This is a genomic window from Bradyrhizobium sp. OAE829 (genome assembly GCF_040546575.1).
Lineage (GTDB): Bacteria > Pseudomonadota > Alphaproteobacteria > Rhizobiales > Xanthobacteraceae > Bradyrhizobium.
The window spans coordinates 139,050-158,643 of sequence record NZ_JBEPOE010000001.1 but is presented as its reverse complement, the minus strand read 5'-3'; the positions used below and the strand labels follow the sequence as shown (position 1 = coordinate 158,643).

The following is a 19,594-nucleotide window of genomic DNA, read 5'->3' as shown; positions in this document are numbered from 1 at the left end:
CGGTGCTCATTCTCCCATCGCCGCTATGTTCGATGTGGGGAACGCGGTATTAATACGGGGTAACGAGGCCAATTGCTAATTTCCGGTTACCGAATTGCGGCGTTGCCTAAAGTTTATGTCTGGTGTTTCGGAAGGTTTTGGAATGCGCAAGTTTTCGATGTTTCTGGCATTTTGCGGTATCGCATCTGTCGTTGCCGGCCCGGCGTACGGGCAGGGCGTGCCCAGGCAGCAGAAGGCAGTGCCGGCGCCAAGGCCCGCAGCCCAGGCCGAGGCAACGGTGCCGGCGGCAGCGGCGGCGACCGATGAAAAATCCGCCAAAGCGATCGATGGATTCCGTTCTTCGAAATTCGGCATGAACGAGGCGGATGTCCGCGCGGCGATCACCAAGGATTTCGGCGTCAAGCCGGAAGCGATCAAGTCGCAGGACAATCCGGCCGAACTGACCCGCAGCGTATTGCTGGCCGTTCCGGACCTGCTGCCGAGCGGCGGAATCGCCGAAGTTTCCTACGTGTTCGGCTACAAGTCGAAGACGCTCATTCAGGTCGGCACGGTCTGGTCGAAAGGGACGGATCCGGCGATGACGCCGGAGAAGCTGTTCTCGAATGCCAATATTCTCCGCGCCCACTTCCTGGGCGAAGGCTTCAAGCCCGATACCATCGCCGTCAACACGCCCGTCGCCGGCGGCGTCCTGATGTTTCGCGGCAGCGATGCCAAGGATCGATCGGTGATCCTGCTGCTGCAGGGAACGTTCGAGACCAAGGAGAACAACCAGCGGATCCTGACCCCGACCGGGCTGCTGCTGTTCTATGTGGCCGACACCAAGAGCCCCGACGTTTTCAAGCTCCCGCCCGGTCAGTTCTGATGTCGTTCCGCTCCGGATCAACCCGACGCATGGCCGCCGGTCGCGCGCTCTTGTCACCAGCGAAGGTGAGCTGACATGCGTATGCCGCTCTCGGCCAGAAGCGAGGGTGGTCTGACGTTACGCAGGTTCTCCCGCCTGCGTTTCGTCTCGTTGATCTGCATTGCGCAAATGACGATCCTGCCGTTGCTCGGCACGGGTCTTCAGGCGCAGACGGCCAACGTGATCATTCCCGACGGTCGCACCGGAACGAGCCTGCAGACGTCGGGCAATGTCACCAACATCACCACGACCACCGTATCCGGCGCCAACGCGTTCAACTCGTTCTCGCAGTTCGGCGTCGGGCAGGGGAACACCGTCAATCTGCAGGTGCCCAACGGCAGCCAAAACCTGATCAATATCGTCAGGGACGCGCCGGCTTACGTCAACGGCACGCTCAACTCCTATCAAAACGGCAAAATCGGCGGCAATGTCTATTTCGCCGATCCCTATGGCTTCGTGGTCGGCAAGACCGGCGTCGTCAACGTGGGCAGCCTGAACGTTTCCACGCCGTCGAAGGAATTCACCGACAGCATCATCGGCGCCTCCGGGCAGATCAATAACGCCGCCGTCATCAGCCTGATGAACGGCTCATTCCCGATATCGCCGGACGGCAATATCCGGATTCTCGGCCGTATCAACGCCGCGGACGGCGTCCGGCTTACGGGCCAGAACGTTTTCGTCGGGGGCGCAGGGAGCCAGCGCGAGCGTGTCAACCACGAGCACGCTTCCAAATTCGCGGCATCGGTCAATTCCAAGGGCCTGCGCAGCGCCAGCGCGATTACCGTCCGCAACGGATCGATCCATATTGGCGCGGTCAACAACGCAACCATCTCTGGACGGCTGACGGCGCGCAGCCGTACCACAACGCCGAGCGCGATCACGGTCACCGCCGGAAACAATATCGAGCTCGGCAAGAACGCCAGCCTGAGCACCGCCGCCACCAAGTCGGGCGACGCCGGTAACATCACGTTGAAGACCACCGGCGACCTGACCGTGAAGAGCGGCGCCCGGATCAATGCCAGCTCCGCCAAGGGTAACGCGGCTGTCGTTGATTTCAGCGCCGACGGCATCGTCAACATCGCCAACGGCGTCAAAGTCAATGTTGCCGCGCCTAACGGCAATGCCGGCAAGCTCATCCTCGATCCGACGGATATCGTCGTCGGCGCGGCCACCGGTGTCGCCGGTGTCAACATGTCGAATGCCACCGTCGCCGCCGCGATCTCCGCGCTCAATGGCACCGGCACGTTCACGCTTCTGGCGAGCAACTCGATCACGATCAATGGAAACGGCGTCGTCGACGGCGGTACCGCGGTCAATGTGACGCTGAATGCGCCGACGCTGAACCTGCTGGCGGGCAGCTATGTCAGGGGCGATACCGTTGCTCTGACTTCGACTACCTCTGGCGGCCAGGTCAACATCAATGCTGCCAGCAATGGCGGCGCTCAGGTTTTGACCAACACTGCACTGCAGATTACTGCGTCGCGGGTCGTCCTCTCCAGCGCCGCCAATATGATCGTTGGCAACGGCAGCACAAGCAGCAATACCGGCGCGGCTGGCTTCGTGTCCAATGCCACGATCGCGCGCTACGCCGGCGCAGTAGGGAGCGGCGCCACGCTTTCGCTCAGCGCGGCGTCACAGATTACCGTCGATTCCACCGGCGTCGTCGACGGCCGCCGGATGGCTGGCGCCGTTTCGAACGCCAACTCGGTCGACCAAATCGTATTCACCGCACCGACGATCAACATCGACAGCGGCGGTCAGGTCCTTGCGCAGGCGGTGAATACCACGGGCGCCAACGCTACCAGTTATACTTCCGGCCGGGTCATCATGAATGCCTTCGGCGCCGGTTCAGGTATTAACCTATCCGGTACTGTTAGGGGCGGCTTCCTCGGCTTCAGTACGGATCAGGCCTCGATAAGTGTGGGATCGACGGCCGTCCTTGCCGGCGATCCGTCGCGGTACGTCAATTTCAACGGCCCATCGATCAGCGTAAACACCGGCGCGAGCATCAGCGCGGGCACTGTCGGTTTCTTCTTCGCTCAAAGCACGCTTACCGTTGGTGGCACTTCGCTGACAGGCGGCAACGTCGCCGCCAACAACGGCCAGTCCGGTCAACTGTCGAACCTGATGGTCGCCAGATATATCGCGGCGGTGAACGGTTCCGGAACCCTGTTGCTGTCGGCTCAGGCCAACACCCTGAATCTGAACGCCGATGCCGTGATCAACGCCGGCAGCACGATGAAGGTCGCGCTGCAGGCTCGTACGCTGAACGTCACGTCGGGCGCCCAGATCACCGCGGGTGCCGCCGCCTTTGCCTTCGACCAGGACAACGTCATCATCGGCAGCTCGGCCGACCCCAGTGCCGGGAGCGCCGGGTTTGTCAACAACACCCAGATCGCCTCGTTGATGCTGGCGCTTTCCGGTACCAGCGCATTCGAGATTTCGGCGAACAATTCGATCACCCTGAACGCGACCGCCGTCATTGATTCACGTTCCCTGAACGCCTCGCAGAATTCGCAGGCCAACTCGCGGGACGTCACGTTGAGCGCGCCGACGATCACGATGGCCCAGGGATCGAAGATCCTTGCACAAGCCGTCAATTTCGGCGGCTCGACCTTCACCAGCGGCAACGTCTCGCTCAACGCGAGCGCGAGCAGCAACGTGTTGTCAGGCCAGGCGACTGCGACGACGGGAATTACGATCGACGGTCAGATCACGGGCGGCCATATTACGATCAACGCCACCTCGACCGCCGTATCGAGTTTCACAAGCTCAATCCTGGGGATGTTCGCGCTCGTCGGCGAAAGCGTTGCGCCGGCGTTGCTCGGCCTCAATGGCGGCTACGTCGCGGCGAGTGCGACGGCAACGGTGAGCATCAACAGCCACGCCAACATCAATGGCACCGGCCGGGTTTTGATCAGCGCGAACGGCTCAGAGCTGGCGGAGGATCCGGTCCTGGCGGGGCTCGTGAACTTCATGCCGTTCAGCGCGGCGGTGGTGGTCGGCAAGATCGACGCGAACGTTTCAACCAACGTGGCATCCGGCGCGACGATTTCTGCCGGTAGCAACCTGTCGATCCTTGCCACCAACGATGCGACGATGAAGGTGTCCGCCGTCTCGGCCGGTTCGGCGCAGTTTGTGGAGACGGTCGCCTATTCCAAGGTTTCCGTCGCGACCTTGGCCAACGTGGCCACCGGCGCCAACATCAGTGTCGGGACGGTCAACGCCGGCGGCAATACGTTTGCCGTCCGTGCGCTCAACAACAACAGCTTCTCGACGTCGGCGACGTCGGTGGCATTGAGCACGCCCAGCGCTAGCGGCGGCGTAGGCGGAGCGCTGGCGATCAGCGATATCACGACCTCGGCTACGGCATTGTTGGGAGCCTCGCTCGGCACCAGCGCCAACCGGCTGAACGGTTCAGTGGTCGTCGAGGCGACATCCAACGGCAAGCTCAACTCGACCATGGCCTCGACCATCGTCGGCACACCGGCCCTGGTCGGCGCCCTGCAGGAAGCAATTCTTACAACCGTGTCGCCGCAAAGCATGATCTTTGCGATGATGGGCCCGCTGGTCTCGGCGAGCTTCAACTTCAAGGCTGCCGGGGCGATGTCGCTTGCGAACAGCACGCAGAATGCGACGGCCGCAATCAAGCAAAACCCGAGCGGCGGCGCACCCAGTATCTACACCAATGGCAATGTCGCTGTCGTCAGCAATGTCATCGACGTCGGCGTCCGTAGCAATGCGACCGCCAGCGCGATTACGTCCGATGTGTCGGCCGGCGAGGGCGTCGCGATCAGTGCGGCCGTCGCATGGGGCACCTTCAACCATAATTCCAACGCCTATATCGGTGGCGGTACGCTGATCAACGCGCCGAACATCGGCGTCGCTGCGAACACCTATTTGCCGATCACCAACACCTGGCTGCAATGGGCCGGACTGGGCGAGGTGATCAGCCATCTCAACGGCAATCTCGGCGTCGGCGGCAACATCCTGACCAGCTACGCCAATGCAACCTCGGATGCCGGCGACACGGTCGGCATTGCCGGCTCGCTGAACAATTTCATGGTCAACAACAACACGACCGCGTGGGTCGCGACCGGAGCGAGCCTGAACGCTACCTGCAGCATCGCGACCTGTGGCAACGGCGCCTGGTCGGCGTCGACCTGGAGCGGCACGCAGGACTTCAATGCGACCCTGGCGATCGCGGCCAACACGACCACGAGTTCCATCAACGCCGCCGGCAATGTCGGCACGCTGGGCTTCCTCCCGGGCAATACCTCCGGTGGCTCCTCGCTGGGTGGCGCACTCAACCTCGTTCAGTTCTCCAGCAACACCATCGCCGGCGTTGCCTCCGGAGCTTCGCTAAGCTCCGCCGATAACATTTCCATCGATGCGGTCACAACCGACCTGTTCTTCGGTGTGGCGCCGACATCGGGCAAGGCTGCGGGCGCTCTGTCGCTGAACGGGATCACGTCGATCGCGCTGGTCAACAACAAGACGCACGCATCGATCGGCATCGGCGCCAACGTGTCTTCTCCGACGGTCAACGTCCATGCGGCGCAGGATCTGTCGATGCTGTCGATCGCCGGTGCGGTCTCCCTCGGCGGCGCTTCCGCGGTCGGTATCGCCGTCGCCTATCTCGGAGCGAGCACCGATACATCAGCCTATATCGGCGAAAATCAGAGCGACATCAGGCCGGGTCCCTTCAGCGCCAATGATCCGTTCTCGGGTAGCGGTGGAGGCAACGGCACGATCGCTGTGGACCATCTGGCGGTCAGCGCGACGACCTCGGGACGCATGACGGCGGCTTCGATCGCGGCGGCGATCTCCGAGCCGTCGGTCTCGGACTTCGCCAACAAGGCCGGAGCCGTCGGTGCCGCCGCGACAGGCGGAGCCGATGGTGTCGGGATAGCGATGGCCAGGATCAGCCAGTCCTCGGGCGCCTCGAGCGATGGCTTCTCCATCGACATCGCGGGCAGTTCGTCGATCAGCGACGTCTCGCTGGGAACGAAAGCATCGGTCACTGGTGTTACAATCAACCGCTTCACGGCGTCGAGCACAGCGGCGAGCACGCTGGTCCAGGCGCTCAACGACACGGTCCTCAACAACGGTTCGGGCTCCGCTGCGGCCAACCTCGCAGGGTCCGCGGCATCGGGAAGTGTTGCGGTCGCGGGCGCCATTGCGGTCGCCATGTCGAACAACGCCACGGTGGCCTATATCGACAACACGACCATCAACAATCACGCGGCGGTGTCGGTTCAGGCGCTGAACGGCGGATCGGAAACAGTCGTCGCCATCGGTATCGCCGCATCGCGGGCCAATTCGGTTGCGATCGCGCTGTCGGTCGGCATCATCACCGACAGCGTCAACGCCTACATCCAGAATTCGATCCTCAACGGCGTCTCCAGCGGCACGTCGCGCGCGGTCGAGGTCGACGCCTACCAGACCAGCAACATCGCCATCGGCGGCGGCTCGCTTTATGTGGCCGGCGGGCAGGGCGGGGTCGGTGCCGGATTTACCTATGCCTCGATCGGCGATCCGACCGGTGGCACGGCGGTCGATGCGCATGTTCGCGGGACGTCGATCAACAATTACGACACGCTTACGGTGCTTGGAGACAATGCCAGCGTGATCGCCGCAGGCGCGGCATCTGGCGGGGCCGGGGGCAATGGCGCTGCCGGCGCCATCGTCGTCACCGACATTACGACGTCGACGATGGCCTATATCCGCAGCAGTGCCACCGTTAACATCACGGTCACCGGCAACGTCATTGTGACCGCCGATAGCGTTGCCATTGCATCGCTCGACACCGCGCTGTCCAATCTCGTCAAGGCCTCGAACGCCAACCAGCTCGCGTCCGACAATTGTTCAACCACCGGCGGCCAGCAAAACTGCGTCGATTTCAGCTACCAGGCGCTGAACGGCGGGACGGCGGGCAGTCCAACGGCACCGGGTGCCGCTATCATTGCGGTCGCCGGCATCATCCAGGCAGGCAAGAACAATGTCGGCGCATCGATGGTGTATGACCACATCGCGACGACGCATTCGGCCTACATCGCAGGTGTCCTGCTGACCTCGACCAGCGGCACCGTCTCGGTGACCGCGAGCGACTCCTCGGAGATCCAGTCCGTTGCGATCGGCTTCGGCCTTTCCACCGGCCAGTTCTCGGGCGTCGGCGGACTGTCGATCAACTCGATTCAGAATACCGTGACGGCCTCGGTCGGCAACGCGCAGTCGAACACCACGAATTCGACGGTTACGGCCGAGAAAGGTCTCTTTGTTACCGCGAACGACACCTCGAAAATCACCGGAACTGCGGCGGTGGCCGGCGGATCGACGCAGGGAAGCGCCGCGGGCCTTGCGCTCGTCTATAGCGACATCTCCAACAATTTGAGCGCCGGGATAAGCGGCTCCAAGGTGTTGGTTTCGAGCGGAAATGTCGGCGTTTCGACCAAGTCGGACGCTACGATTTCGACGGTTGCGGTGGGTGTCGCCATCTCGTCGCAAGTCGGTCTTGCCGGATCGGTTGCCACCAATCTGATGGGCACGAATGTTACCGCCAGCATCACCGGCGGCGCCGACGTCATCGCCGACGGCAACATCGCCGTGCAAGCGAACAACACCGACAACGCCGCGGTCTTTGCTGGCGCCTTTGCGATCTCCAAGGGGGCTGCCGGCGGCGCGGGGTCGCTTGTCACCAACAAGATCACAGGCAACACGTCAGCCTATATCAGCGGCTCGGCCACCAAGGTCGACGCGCGCGGCAACACTGGGTCGACGTCGAATCCCTTCTCCGTCAACAGCGGCACACTCGCGCACGCGCTCGATCTTGGTGCGTTCAGCGCGCCGACCGACGACACGCCCGACCTGACCGAGATGCGTGAAAATGTGAGAGGCCTTTCGGTCAACGCCAGCTCGCATCAGGCGGTCGTCGCCAACGTGGCCAGCCTTGCCGCGAGCTCCGGCGTTTCGATCATGGTCAATCCGATCGTCAACGTGATGTCGGGCTCGACCAAAGCCTATATCGACAGCGCCAGCATCGACACCCGACTGACCAGCTCCACTTCGTTGCCGCAGATCAACGTCGCCGCCAGCAGCATGTCTTACTCCGGCACGTTCGGGCTCGGCATCGTGGCGCCGACCGGCACCGCGGGCGGCGGCGCGACCATCATCAGCACGACGATGTCGCGCGAAACGTTCGCCTATATCACCAACGCCGAGGTCGGCGGCACCGTCAACGTGGGCGGCGTGATCTCGCCGACGGTCGGTGCGGTCACGGTCAAGGCCAATGCCGAGCAGCACGCGTCGTCCGTCGCGGTCGGCTTCAACAGCGGTTCGGTCGGGCTCAACGTCTTCAATGCCAGCACGCAAGCCTATGTCGATGGCGGCTCCCTGACCGCCTCGTCACTGTCGGTCAAGGCCAAAAACAGCACGGGCATAGCTTCCGCCAACGGCTCCGGCGCCTACGGCAGCAATGTGGCGATCGGCGCTGCCTTCCTGGTCCAGGTCAGTTCGAACAAGACCCTGGCTTACGTCGGCGATGAATTCCACTACCGGGGCAACGGTGCGGCGCATACGACGGCGCTGCAATTGACCGGCGCGCTCGAGGTCGACGCAAGAACGATCAACGATTTCCAGGCGTTTTCGGTCGGCGGCGCGATCTCGACCGGCGGTGGGGCCGTGGCGGGAATGGCCAACATCGAGATCGCCAACAACGTCACGATTGCCGGCATCTACGACACCACGCTGACGTCGCCGACCGGCACCGCTGCGGGCGCGGTCACCGTCAATGCAAACGAGGAAGTCTACATCCGCGAGATCGCGGGCGCGCTGTCGGTTGCGACCGGCGGGGTAGGCGTCGGCGCCGCCGCCAATGTGCTGGTGTTCAAGAGCCAGACCACCGCGGAGACCCGCAACAGCAATTTGAACTCGTCCGGGGCGATCAACGTCAACGCCCAGAGCATCAAGGAAGTGCAGTCCTACGCCGTGACCGTGGGCGCCGGCAGCTCGGTGGGTATTGGGGCAGCGATTGGTGTCATCCTGATCGGCACCAACACGGCGGATGCCGACACGCAGGGTGACCAGACCGGACAATTCGGCGGCACCATCGCCGCCGCCAATGCCGGAACCAGTTCCAGCCAGGGCAGCGGCGCGGTCGCGAGCGTTACGGCTGGCAATCCGAGCGGCGCCAACGCCACCTCGACCTATGACGTCAGCACCGTGCTGACCGGCGGGAATGACAGCGTCACGGCGCAGATCGCGGGCGGCAACGTCAGCGGCACCCAGGTCAACGTCAACGCCACCAGCGCCAATGCCGCGCAACAATTCCTGCTCGGCGCTGGTTTCGGCAAAAATGTCGGCATCGGCGCCGGCATCGGCTGGACCAGCGTCAACAGCAGCGTTCTCGCCAATCTGAGCGCCATCGTCTCGGCACCCACCGTCAGCGTCGCGGCTGTCGTGAAGGATGCCACGACCGGGCCTTATGCGGGCAAGACCGTAGACACCGAAGCCATCGCCGGCGGCCTGTCGCTGTATTTCGGCGCTCAGGCCGCCGTGGCGGTCGGCAATGTCAGCAATACCGTGACGGCGCAGCTCGGCGGCACGGTGACGGGAACGGGCGGCAACGGCGTTCAGGTTAGCGCGCGCGACACCTCGACCCAGGCCGCAACGGCCGGGGGCGGCAGCGGCGGCATCGCGGCCGTCGGCGTTACGATCGCTACCGCCGCAAAATCCAGTTCGGTCGCCGCCAAGATCCTGGATAACGCCAGCGTCAACAGTTCGACGGTTGCCGTCACTGCGACCCAAGCCGGCGAATTGTCGGCGTCGGCGACGGCGGTCGCCGGCGGTATCGTCTCCGGCACGGGCGCGGCTGCGACCGCGAAGGAAGACTCCACGGTGCTGGCGGAGATCGGCAGCAGTGCCGCGATCACCACCTCCTCGACTGGCCTCGGCACCCTGGTGTCGGCTTCGGCGACGCCCGACGTCTCGGCGACTTCGCTGGGTGTCGCCGTCGGCGGCGGCGCGATCGGTGTCTCCGTGGCGCTGGCGACTTCGGCGCTCAACGTCACCTCCCGCGTCGGCAACAGCACCACATTCACCGGAGGCGACGTTTCCGTCACCGCCATGGCGCTGACGCCGAGCAGCGGCAACGGCATCTATGCCCGTGCGATCGCGGGCGGCGGCGGATCACTGATCGGCGTCCAGGGCAGCTACGCCGAAACTAGGGAAAACTCGACGGTCAGTGCCTATGGCTGGACGGGGATTACCCTGCCGGACGGCGACTTCATCATCGCCGCCCAGAACGACAGTAACCAGTACGCGACGGCGACGGGTATCGCGGCCGGCTATGTCGCGGCGGGCGCGACCATCAGCAAGGTCACATCCAACGCCACCACGGACGCCTATCTCGGGGCGGGGGCGATCACCACCGCGAACCATATCGGGATCCTGCAGATCACCGCGGTCGGCACCGACAGCCTTGCGTCCAGCGCGACGGCTGGCTCGGGCGGCACCATCGCGGGCGCCGCGGCGGTCGCGTTGATCAACAACACCGCGACGACGAGCGCGAACCTTTACGGCAACGCGACGTCCAACACGCTTTACCTCGGTGGGTTGAACATCCAGGCCCAGCACCAGACCAATTATGCCGGTAGTGGCGACGCCTTCCAGGCGTCCTTTGCCGGCGCCAGCGGCGGCAATTCGACAAGCAACATCACCTCGACCACGACGGCCGGCGTCGGAACCAACCTGATCATCCATTCCGCCGGCGGCGACATGCTCGTGATCTCCAACGACATCGTCAATCAGGTCGGTGGCGGGGCGCGGGCAGGGTCGGGCGGCGTGGCCGCGGGCGCCGCGACGGTGAGTGACGCCCACGTCACCCAGAGGGCGACCACGAATATCGGCAGCGGCACGATCCTCAGCCTGAACGACGATCCTCTGACGTCAACCGCCAAGGTCAACATCGAAGCCTACAACTCGCTGCGCACCGTCGACAGTGTAAGCCTGACCGCGGGCGGCCTGTTTGCCGGCGGCGGTGCCCGGTCCAACATGACGGCCAACGCCTACGCCACGGTCAATATTGACGCGACCGAGATTTTCAGTGCCGGCAATCTCTTCATCGGCACCGCGTCCTCGCTGATCGCGTACAACTACGCCAACGCGAACCTCTACGGCGCGATCACCGGCGCCGGCGCCAGCACGAATACCTCGCTGACCGCGAACCAGGCCATCAACGTCAGCGGCGATACGACGCTGCTGGCCTGGGGCCTGCTCAATCTCACCGCCGGCCAGGCAGGCGATGGCAGCAAGTACAGCCAGGTGAGCGCCAACGCGACCACCGTGGTCTACAACCAAGCCCTGGTCCCGATTACTGCCGTGTACAGCGGCACGGCGACGGCGCGGAGCTATACCGACTTGAATATCGCCGTCGGCGCGCAGGTGCTTGGCGTGAACAACGTCTCGCTTGCAGCGACCAAAGGCGCCGTATCGGCGAACGGCAGGGGCACCAATTACAATCCATATCTGACGCTGTTCAGCACCGAGAACCACGACAACCACAGCGATGCTACCCAGGGCCGCGGCAACATCTCGCAGAACGGCGTCGTGGTGGCCGGCATCTACAATCAGCAATCGATCCTCATTGCGGTCGGCGCCAACGCGCCAACGCTAACGACGACCAGCCCGTACGCGCTGACCCTCGAACTGGTCTCCGATCCCAATAATTTCAGCACGGTCAAGAAGTACAATCACCAGACCATCCAGTACGCGGTCGTCAACGGGTTCAATCCCTATCAGACGATCGTCTCGCAGATCGCTACGTTGAGCGGGTTGTCGACGGCGGACGTGCAGACGGTGCTGTCGGGTGCCAATCCCACCATCACCATCGCCACGGCCAATGATCCGACCGGCGATATCCAGCGCCAGGTCAACACGCTGATCCAGCAGGCGCCGTTCGCCGCCAACGTCGCCGGCGCGTCGATCGCACTTGGCGATATCATGGTCTCGGGCGGCAACGTCTCGATCCTGGCCGATACGGTGAGCGGCACGCAGGTGGCCGGCAAGGCCGCCCCGCGGGTCTCGTCCCGCGACTCCGTCTCGATCAACATCGAGAACCAGGGCCTGAACTTCATGTCGGTGTCGAGGATGACGGTGACCGGCGTCAGCGGTGGCCACAATGTCTTTACGGGTGCGGCGACCGACACTACGTCGCCCGGCATCACATTCCAGCAGGATCTGACTGGCTCGACGCCCGTCGTCACGGTAAACGCCAGCTATAACCGCAAGGACCCGAACACCGGCCTCGGCGTCGATCTGAACGGGATCCCGCTGACCAAAACCCCCGACATCTACTTCAACGGTGAGGTCACCAACCTCAACGGCCTGCTCAACATCTCCAACGCGCTCGGCAACGTGGTCGCGTCGAAGACCTACAACGCGGCGACGATCCAGGTGGTGGTCCCGAACGGCACCTTCACGTTCAATGGCGGAGTCGGCAGCATCTACAACACCAACGGCATCGTGTCGTCGCAGTGGGCTGGTGTCCAGTTCAGGCCCACTGATACGCTGACCGCCGTCATGACGGCGGCGACGTGGCTCGGAACGTACGGCCAATACGTTCCAGGCGAGGTCTATATTGCCGGCAACGGCACCTACAAACCGTATACGCATTATTGCTGCAACGGCGGCAGCGGCAGCGCGGCTGCTGTTCCGAACAGCGTGGTGTTCACCGCGCGCATGCTCAACCTGTTCTATGACGGCGTTTCGCTTTACTCGGCGATCTTCCTGCCGGCAGGCGAGGGCATTCCTGGAAACCTCGCTCAAATCGAGGGAGCCAACCCGGCCATCGTCTCGACCAGGCCTTGGGAGAAGAGCACCTATGACGGTCAGACCGTGTATGGTGACAACGGAAGCCCGTTCCATTGTTCGGGCTGCGCAGCCTTCTTCCAGGTCATCAACATCCAGTCCGCGGCGGTGACGCCAATAACCGCTGCGACGACCCTGACGGCGGCGGCGCCCAACGCGTTTGCTATCGGCAAAGCCATCATCCTGTCGGCGTCGGTGCTCAACGTCAACGGAACCATCCAGAGCGGACAGAGCAGCAATTACTCGGTCAGTCTCGGCAGCAACGCCAGGAACGTCATTGACAGCCTGCGCGCCGACACGCTGGCAGGCCTGTCGCTCGCCCAGGCCCGGAGCAATGCGGAGCACGGCAGTTATCTCGATCTGACCCCATACCTGAACATAGTGAACGGCGGCGACGTGCCGGTCGGCGCGCGTTACAATGTGCTGACTGACCAGATCGTGCTGAACAGCGTGGTGCAGGGCACCGGCGGCTATGTCTACCTGAACGGCCGGATCATCAGCACGTCCACGAGCGGCACGCCGCAGGGCAACATCATCGTCAATGGCGGCGCCGGCACGATCACCGTCAACAACACGACCGGAACGACGCTTGTCACCAACACGATCAACACCGGCGTCAGCGCCGCGAGCGTGATCCAGATCGTCGATCAGCTCAAGCAGCAGACGACCTGGTACGTCTACAATGCTGCGGCCCCGGGCGGACAGCAGGTCAGCACCTACCGGACCGCGGGCGTCAATGCGAGCGGTTACAATTCGGGGATGCTGGTTGGCCTCAGCGGAACCTCGGGCGTGGTGTACCAGCCGCTGGCCAACCAATATTATCAATGGGTCGACACGGCGACGCTGACGCGTCCTGTCACCAGCACTGCCGCCGACTATGGCTGGACCTTCAGCGGCGTCTCGGCCAACTCGCCGACCTATCCCTACACACAGACCTCGAGCCTCGTCTCGAACGTGCAGCAGGTCGTCAATGGCGTTGCGACCGGACAGTTGCAGACCGCCAACTTCCAGGAAGTCGTCACGGCGACCGGCGAGTACCACTCAAACAACTTCAACACCGGCAGCGGTGCATGCTGCGGCAGCCTCAAACAGTACAATTGGTACCAGCAGATCTACCACAACCTGACCTTGACGCTGACGAACACCGTCAAGGCGTCCTACGACATCGGCATCCACTTCAATGGCGGCGGTTCCAGCTCGGTGGCGGTGACGTCCGACGCCAGCATCGTGATCAATGGACCGATCAACAATCTGCAGGGTGCAACGACCGTCACCACGACGGGCGCCAATTCCTCCATTACGGTCGGCGCAACTGCCAACAATCCGTTGATTTCCGGCACCAGCGTGACGCTGACCGCGCCTGGCGGCATCGGCTCGCTCGCGGGGACGAAGACGCCGGTACCGGTTCAGGTCTATGGCGGCAGGCTGAACGCAACATCGATCGACCGTGACATCGCCATTGCCGCGCAGGGATCGCTGGTAATCGGTCAGGTGAAGGTCAATTCGGCGACCCCGGGCAGCGCGCCGCAAGGAAACATATTCCTGTCGGCGACCGGCGACATCAATTCGGGTTCACCCTACAATTTCGCCAACCCCGTCGTGGTCGGCAAGTCGATCGAGATCAATTCGACGGGCGGCGCGATCGGCGCGATTTCAAGCGTCAGCAACGGGGCAACCGTCCTGACCAACGTCAATCCGCTGGTGGTCCAGGCCACCGGAACGACCCTGGTCAACGGCAGTGTCGATGGCGGGGTTCTCGACAGCGCTTCCTCGACCGGTACCTACATCGTGCAATCGAGCGGCGATCTCAGGCTCGGCAAGGTTTCATCTGGAGGCGCGGTCTTCCTGGCGGCCGCCGCATCCGACGGTCACACCGCCAACATCCTCAACGGCCTGTCGGCCGGCGGATTGACCGCCGAGCAGAGCGCGCACCTGCAGAGTGTCTGGACGGATCTGAACCTGGTGAGCGGCTCTGCTGCGGCCTCCGTCACCGCCTACGAGTCGATGATCAAGGCGGCCTACAACGACTATTGGCAGCTGCGTAATCTGGCCTTCGCCGACGGCAATACCTACGCGCTCACGACGCTCGGCACCACCGTGCTCAAGGCCCAGGTCGCGGCCAAGCTCGGCATCGATCCCGCTGATGTCACGACCACCCAGATGATGACCGAGGCGACGACGCGCTTCGAGAGGGCCGAGTATCTGCTCGGCATCAAGTCCGCGGCCCAGCTCTCGAATTCGCTCACGACGCTGTTCGGTGCCAACCTTGCCTCGAATGCAAGCCTGCAGGCAGCGCCGGATCTGACCGTGTCGCTCACGGCCTACAACCCGAATTTCAGCTATTCGCTGTCGACCAGTTCGACGCTTTACGCAACGATCACGTCGGGTTCGCAGTGGACGCAAGACCAGCTCAAATACACCGTGAGCGCCGCGGCCAATCCGGCCACCGCAGTGGCGCCGGCGCCGATCGGCGAACTCACGCCCGCGAACGTGAGCGGCCGGCAGGTCATGCTGTATGCGCCAAACGGCTCAGTCGGCAACCTGGCTAGACCTGAGAACTTCTCCTTTACCAGCAGCACAGGTTCCTCGACGTTGTCGGACGTGCAGAAGGCCCTGCTGGCCTCGGCCGGTCCGTCGCAATTGACGGTGACGCCGACGACCGACCCGGTGACCGGTGTCATCACGTATAATGTGAGCGTCTCGCAGCAGAGCTACGTCGTTCTGAATCCGATCGACGCCGTTGCCGCCAAGGTGCAAAGCGATATCTATCTGGCCAGCAAGTCCGACTTGAAGCTGGGTGGCATTGCCAACGCAACGTTCGGTCCGATCACGGCGGCACGGACCAACGGCGTGCAGATCGTGGGTGCCGGCGACGTCAAGCTCGATGCCGTCGGCAACATTTTCGCGGGCATTGCCAATCAGCCGGTAATCTCCGGCAACATCAGGGATCTCACCCTGATCTCGGAAACCGGCAACATCGGTCAGGCGCCTGCGGCCGGAACCAACCCGGCGAACAATCCGAACGCCCTTCAGATCGCTTTCGCCAACCCGTTAACCAACCAGCTCGACCAGGTCGTGGCGGCGCAGGGCGGCATCTATCTGAAACAGACCACCGGCGATCTCGTCCTCGGCAACGTCACCGCCGCAGGTGCGATCCAGTTCGCGGCGACCGGCAGCATTTACGCCCAGCCGCAGTTTACCGACCGTACCGCAGTCCATATTGCGGGCGCGTCGCTGGACGTGCGCGCCGGTGGCAATGTCGGCTTCAACGGCACCACGGCCCAGCCGCTCCAGGTCAAGATATCGGGTGCGATCACCGGCACTTCGGCCGGCGCCATGACGATCCTGGCCCCGTCGGACAACCTGAATATCGGTACGAGCGGAACCTACGGCGGGCTTTCCGCCGGCGGCGCGATGACGCTGAGGACGCCGGTTGGCGCGCTCAATATCAATGCCGACATCACCAGCGACGGGTTGATGCAACTGCTCGCCAATGGCGCGGTGACGTTCACGGCCGGCACCAGCACCGATCCGATCGTCGCCCAGAGCACCAACGGTGCGGTGACGCTGGCTTCGGCCTCGCTCACCATGGGCGCCTACACCGCCATCAACGCCGCGGGCGTGATCACCGTGGCGACCACCGGGGATGCCACGCTCGGCCAGCTCAACTCGTCGGCGTCTTATGCGGCGGCCGGCAATGCGGCGTCCATCGTGGTTTCGGCCGGCGGCGTCAGCGCAGGCGCGATCCTGGGCAACGCCGACGGCCAGACCAACCTGCTAGCCTCGGGCGCCAATGCACGGGTCGCGCTCAACGCCAACAGCATCGGGACATCGACGCAGCGGATCACCTTGAACGCGCCATACCTGGCCGCCACGGCGACCGATGGCGGCATCTATATCGGCGCGCTGGCTGACCTCGAGGCGAGCCTGCTGTCGGCGGTCGAGGGCAGCGTGGGCGTGCAGGGCAGCGGCAGCCTGACGCTTAATAGCGTTCTGGCCGGCACGGCCACCGGTGCCAATGGCACCTTTACCGCACGGGCGACCACCAGCGGTAGCAGCATCGTCGTCGGGTCGGCCGCCAGCAGCGGCAGCCAGACGCTCCATGCCGACCGCAATGTGACCTTCAACCAGCTCACGGCGACGGGTGTCGGCGGCGATCCCGGCGATATCACCGTCAACGCCGATCACGGTTTCGTCCTGGCGCAGACGGTCGTTAACGGCGGCGTGACGACACTTGGTTCGGTTGCAGCCAATGGCTCGGCCTCGCTGACCGCAGCCACGACCATCACTGGCACGACGCTGGCCGCCACGACCGGTTCGGCTTCGCTCCTGGCCGGCGGCCTGATCGACTGGACCGCGCTGACCGCGGGCACCACGCTGGGCATGACGTCAACGGCTGGCAGCATCACGCTCAAGACCGCGCAGAGCGGCGGCAGCCAGACGCTGCACGCCAACCAGAACATCACGTTCAACCAGCTCGCCGCCAATGGCATCAGCGGCGACGTCGGAAACATCAACGTCAATGCCGACAACGGCTTCATCCTGGCAGAGACCGTGGTTGCCGGCGGCGTCACGACGCCGGGTTCGGTCGCAGCCAATGGCTCGGCGTCGCTGACGGCCGCGACAACCATCACCGGCACGACGCTGGCAGCGAGGACAGGCTCGGCCTCGCTGCAGGCCGCCGGCCTGATCGACTGGACCGCCTTGACGGCTGGCACGACGCTGGCGATGAACTCGACCGGCAGCAGCATCGCGCTCAAGACCGCGCAGAGCGGCGGCAGCCAGACCCTGCATGCCAGCCAGAACATCACCTTCAACCAGCTGGCCGCCAATGGCATCACCGGCGACGTCGGAAACATCAACGTCACCGCCGCCAACGGCTTCATCCTGGCAGAGACCGTCGTTGCCGGCGGTGTCACGACACCGGGCTCGGTCGCCGCCAATGGCTCGGCTTCCCTGACCGCAGCGACGACCATTACTGGCACGACGCTGGCCGCCACCACCGGTTCGGCTTCGCTCCTGGCTGCCGGGCTGATCGACTGGACCGCACTGACTGCAGGGACGACGCTGGGGATCAATTCGACCGGCAGCAGCGTCACGCTCAGGACCGCGCAGAGCGGTGGCAGCCAGAACCTCCATGCCAACCAGAACGTCAGGTTCAACCAGCTGGCCGCCAATGGCATCACCGGCGACGTCGGAAACATCAACATCAACGCCATCAACGGTTTCATCCTGGCCGAGACCGTCGTTGCCGGCGGTGTCACGACGCCGGGTTCGGTCGCAGCCAATGGCTCGGCTTCGCTGACCGCAGCCACGACCATCACCGGCACAACGCTGGCAGCCACGACCGGTTCGGCTTCGCTCCAGGCCGCCTGCCTGATCGACTGGACCGCGCTGACAGCAGGTACGACGCTGGGAGTCAATTCGACCGGCAGCAGCATCGCGCTCGTTTCAGCGCAGAGCGGCGGCACGCAAACCCTGCACGCCAGGCAGGACGTGACGTTCAACCAGCTCACGACCAGCGGCATCACGGGTGACGCAGGTAACGTCAACATCAACGCCGATACCGGCAAACTCGCCGGCGGCTCGATCAATGCCCATGGTTCGGCCAGCTTGATCGCGGCGACCACCAATACCGGCGTCAACCTCACCACCGTCACCGGCGGCGCGTTGCTGCAGGGAACGCTGATCGACTGGGCCAACCTCAAAGTGGCCGGCGCACTCGGTATTACGGCGACGACGGGCGGGATCAACCTTGGGACGGCGATCAGCGGCGGCACCCAGACCTTGCAGGCACATGGCGACATCGTCTTCAAGCAGCTGACCGCCAATGGCATCCCCGGCGACGCGGGTGACGTCAATCTGCGCTCCGACTTCGGCTCAATCCTGGGCGGATCGGTTTATGCCAATGGCGACACTCATTTCGATACGGCCGGTTCGATCAGCCTCGATCAGATCCGGGGCAATACGGTCGCGCTGTCCGCGCCCGGCGACCTCACCATCAAGTGGGTTGGCGTCGTCAAGCGACTGGATCTCGCCGCCAACACCATCAACGTCGTCGGCGGGCAAATTCCATCGACGCCGTCGATCCCGCTGATCATGAACGTCACCGGCTACAAGGGCGGTGTCGCGACCTCGGCCAATCTCAACATCGATCCGGACACGATCATCGTGAACCAGTTCAGGGTCGTTGACGCGAACTTCGTCACCGATGCGCCGAACGTCACGATCGTCAACGGCTTCGTGCCGGGCCAGCTGATGCTGACGACGCTGACCCAACGGATCCTGCTGGATAACCGTTCGCCGGCGCCGTCGAACTGGGCGACGCTGCAGCTCTACCAGCCGGGCGGCGTGTTCACGATGAGCCACAACGGCAACGCCAACGTCACCGACAGCTACGTCGTCCTCTACAATGGCGACATCTCGGCGACCGTGACCAACTACGTGGGTTCGCACGCCTGCTGCAGCAGCTTCACCGGCTCGATGGCGATCCGCAACATCGCGAACGACGCCGAGGGTACGGAAACGCTCAACACCTCGTTGGCGCAAAAGAGCGGCGCCGAAACGTTCTACCTGCTTGGCCTTGCCGGAAACGCGAGACTGGAGGCGCTGCTCACCCCGAAGCCGGTTGAGGTGATCGGATCGGGACCGGCTGTGAATATTGAGGGGCTTACGGAAGCCAGGAAGCTTCGGCAGCTCCAGCGTGAAGGCCGCAAGAATAACCGTCCGGGCTGGAACAGCACCGGGCTTGATGGACGCGCAAAAGGGAATGCCAATCGGTTCGCGGATGCCAGGGAGAATGGCAATCCGGTAGTTCAGTTCTAAGGC

General features: G+C 63.8%; 2 protein-coding genes. Both read left to right on the top strand.

The window, feature by feature from the left end:
• Positions 1-142 precede the first annotated feature (142 nt).
• The gene (locus ABIE49_RS00645; protein ID WP_192735975.1) at positions 143-862 is read left to right on the top strand and encodes a hypothetical protein; all 720 of its coding nucleotides are present in this window, start codon (positions 143-145) and stop codon (positions 860-862) included.
• A gap of 75 nt (positions 863-937) precedes the next feature.
• The gene (locus ABIE49_RS00640) at positions 938-19,591 is read left to right on the top strand and encodes a leukotoxin LktA family filamentous adhesin (protein ID WP_192735974.1); all 18,654 of its coding nucleotides are present in this window, start codon (positions 938-940) and stop codon (positions 19,589-19,591) included.
• Positions 19,592-19,594: the final 3 nt, after the last annotated feature.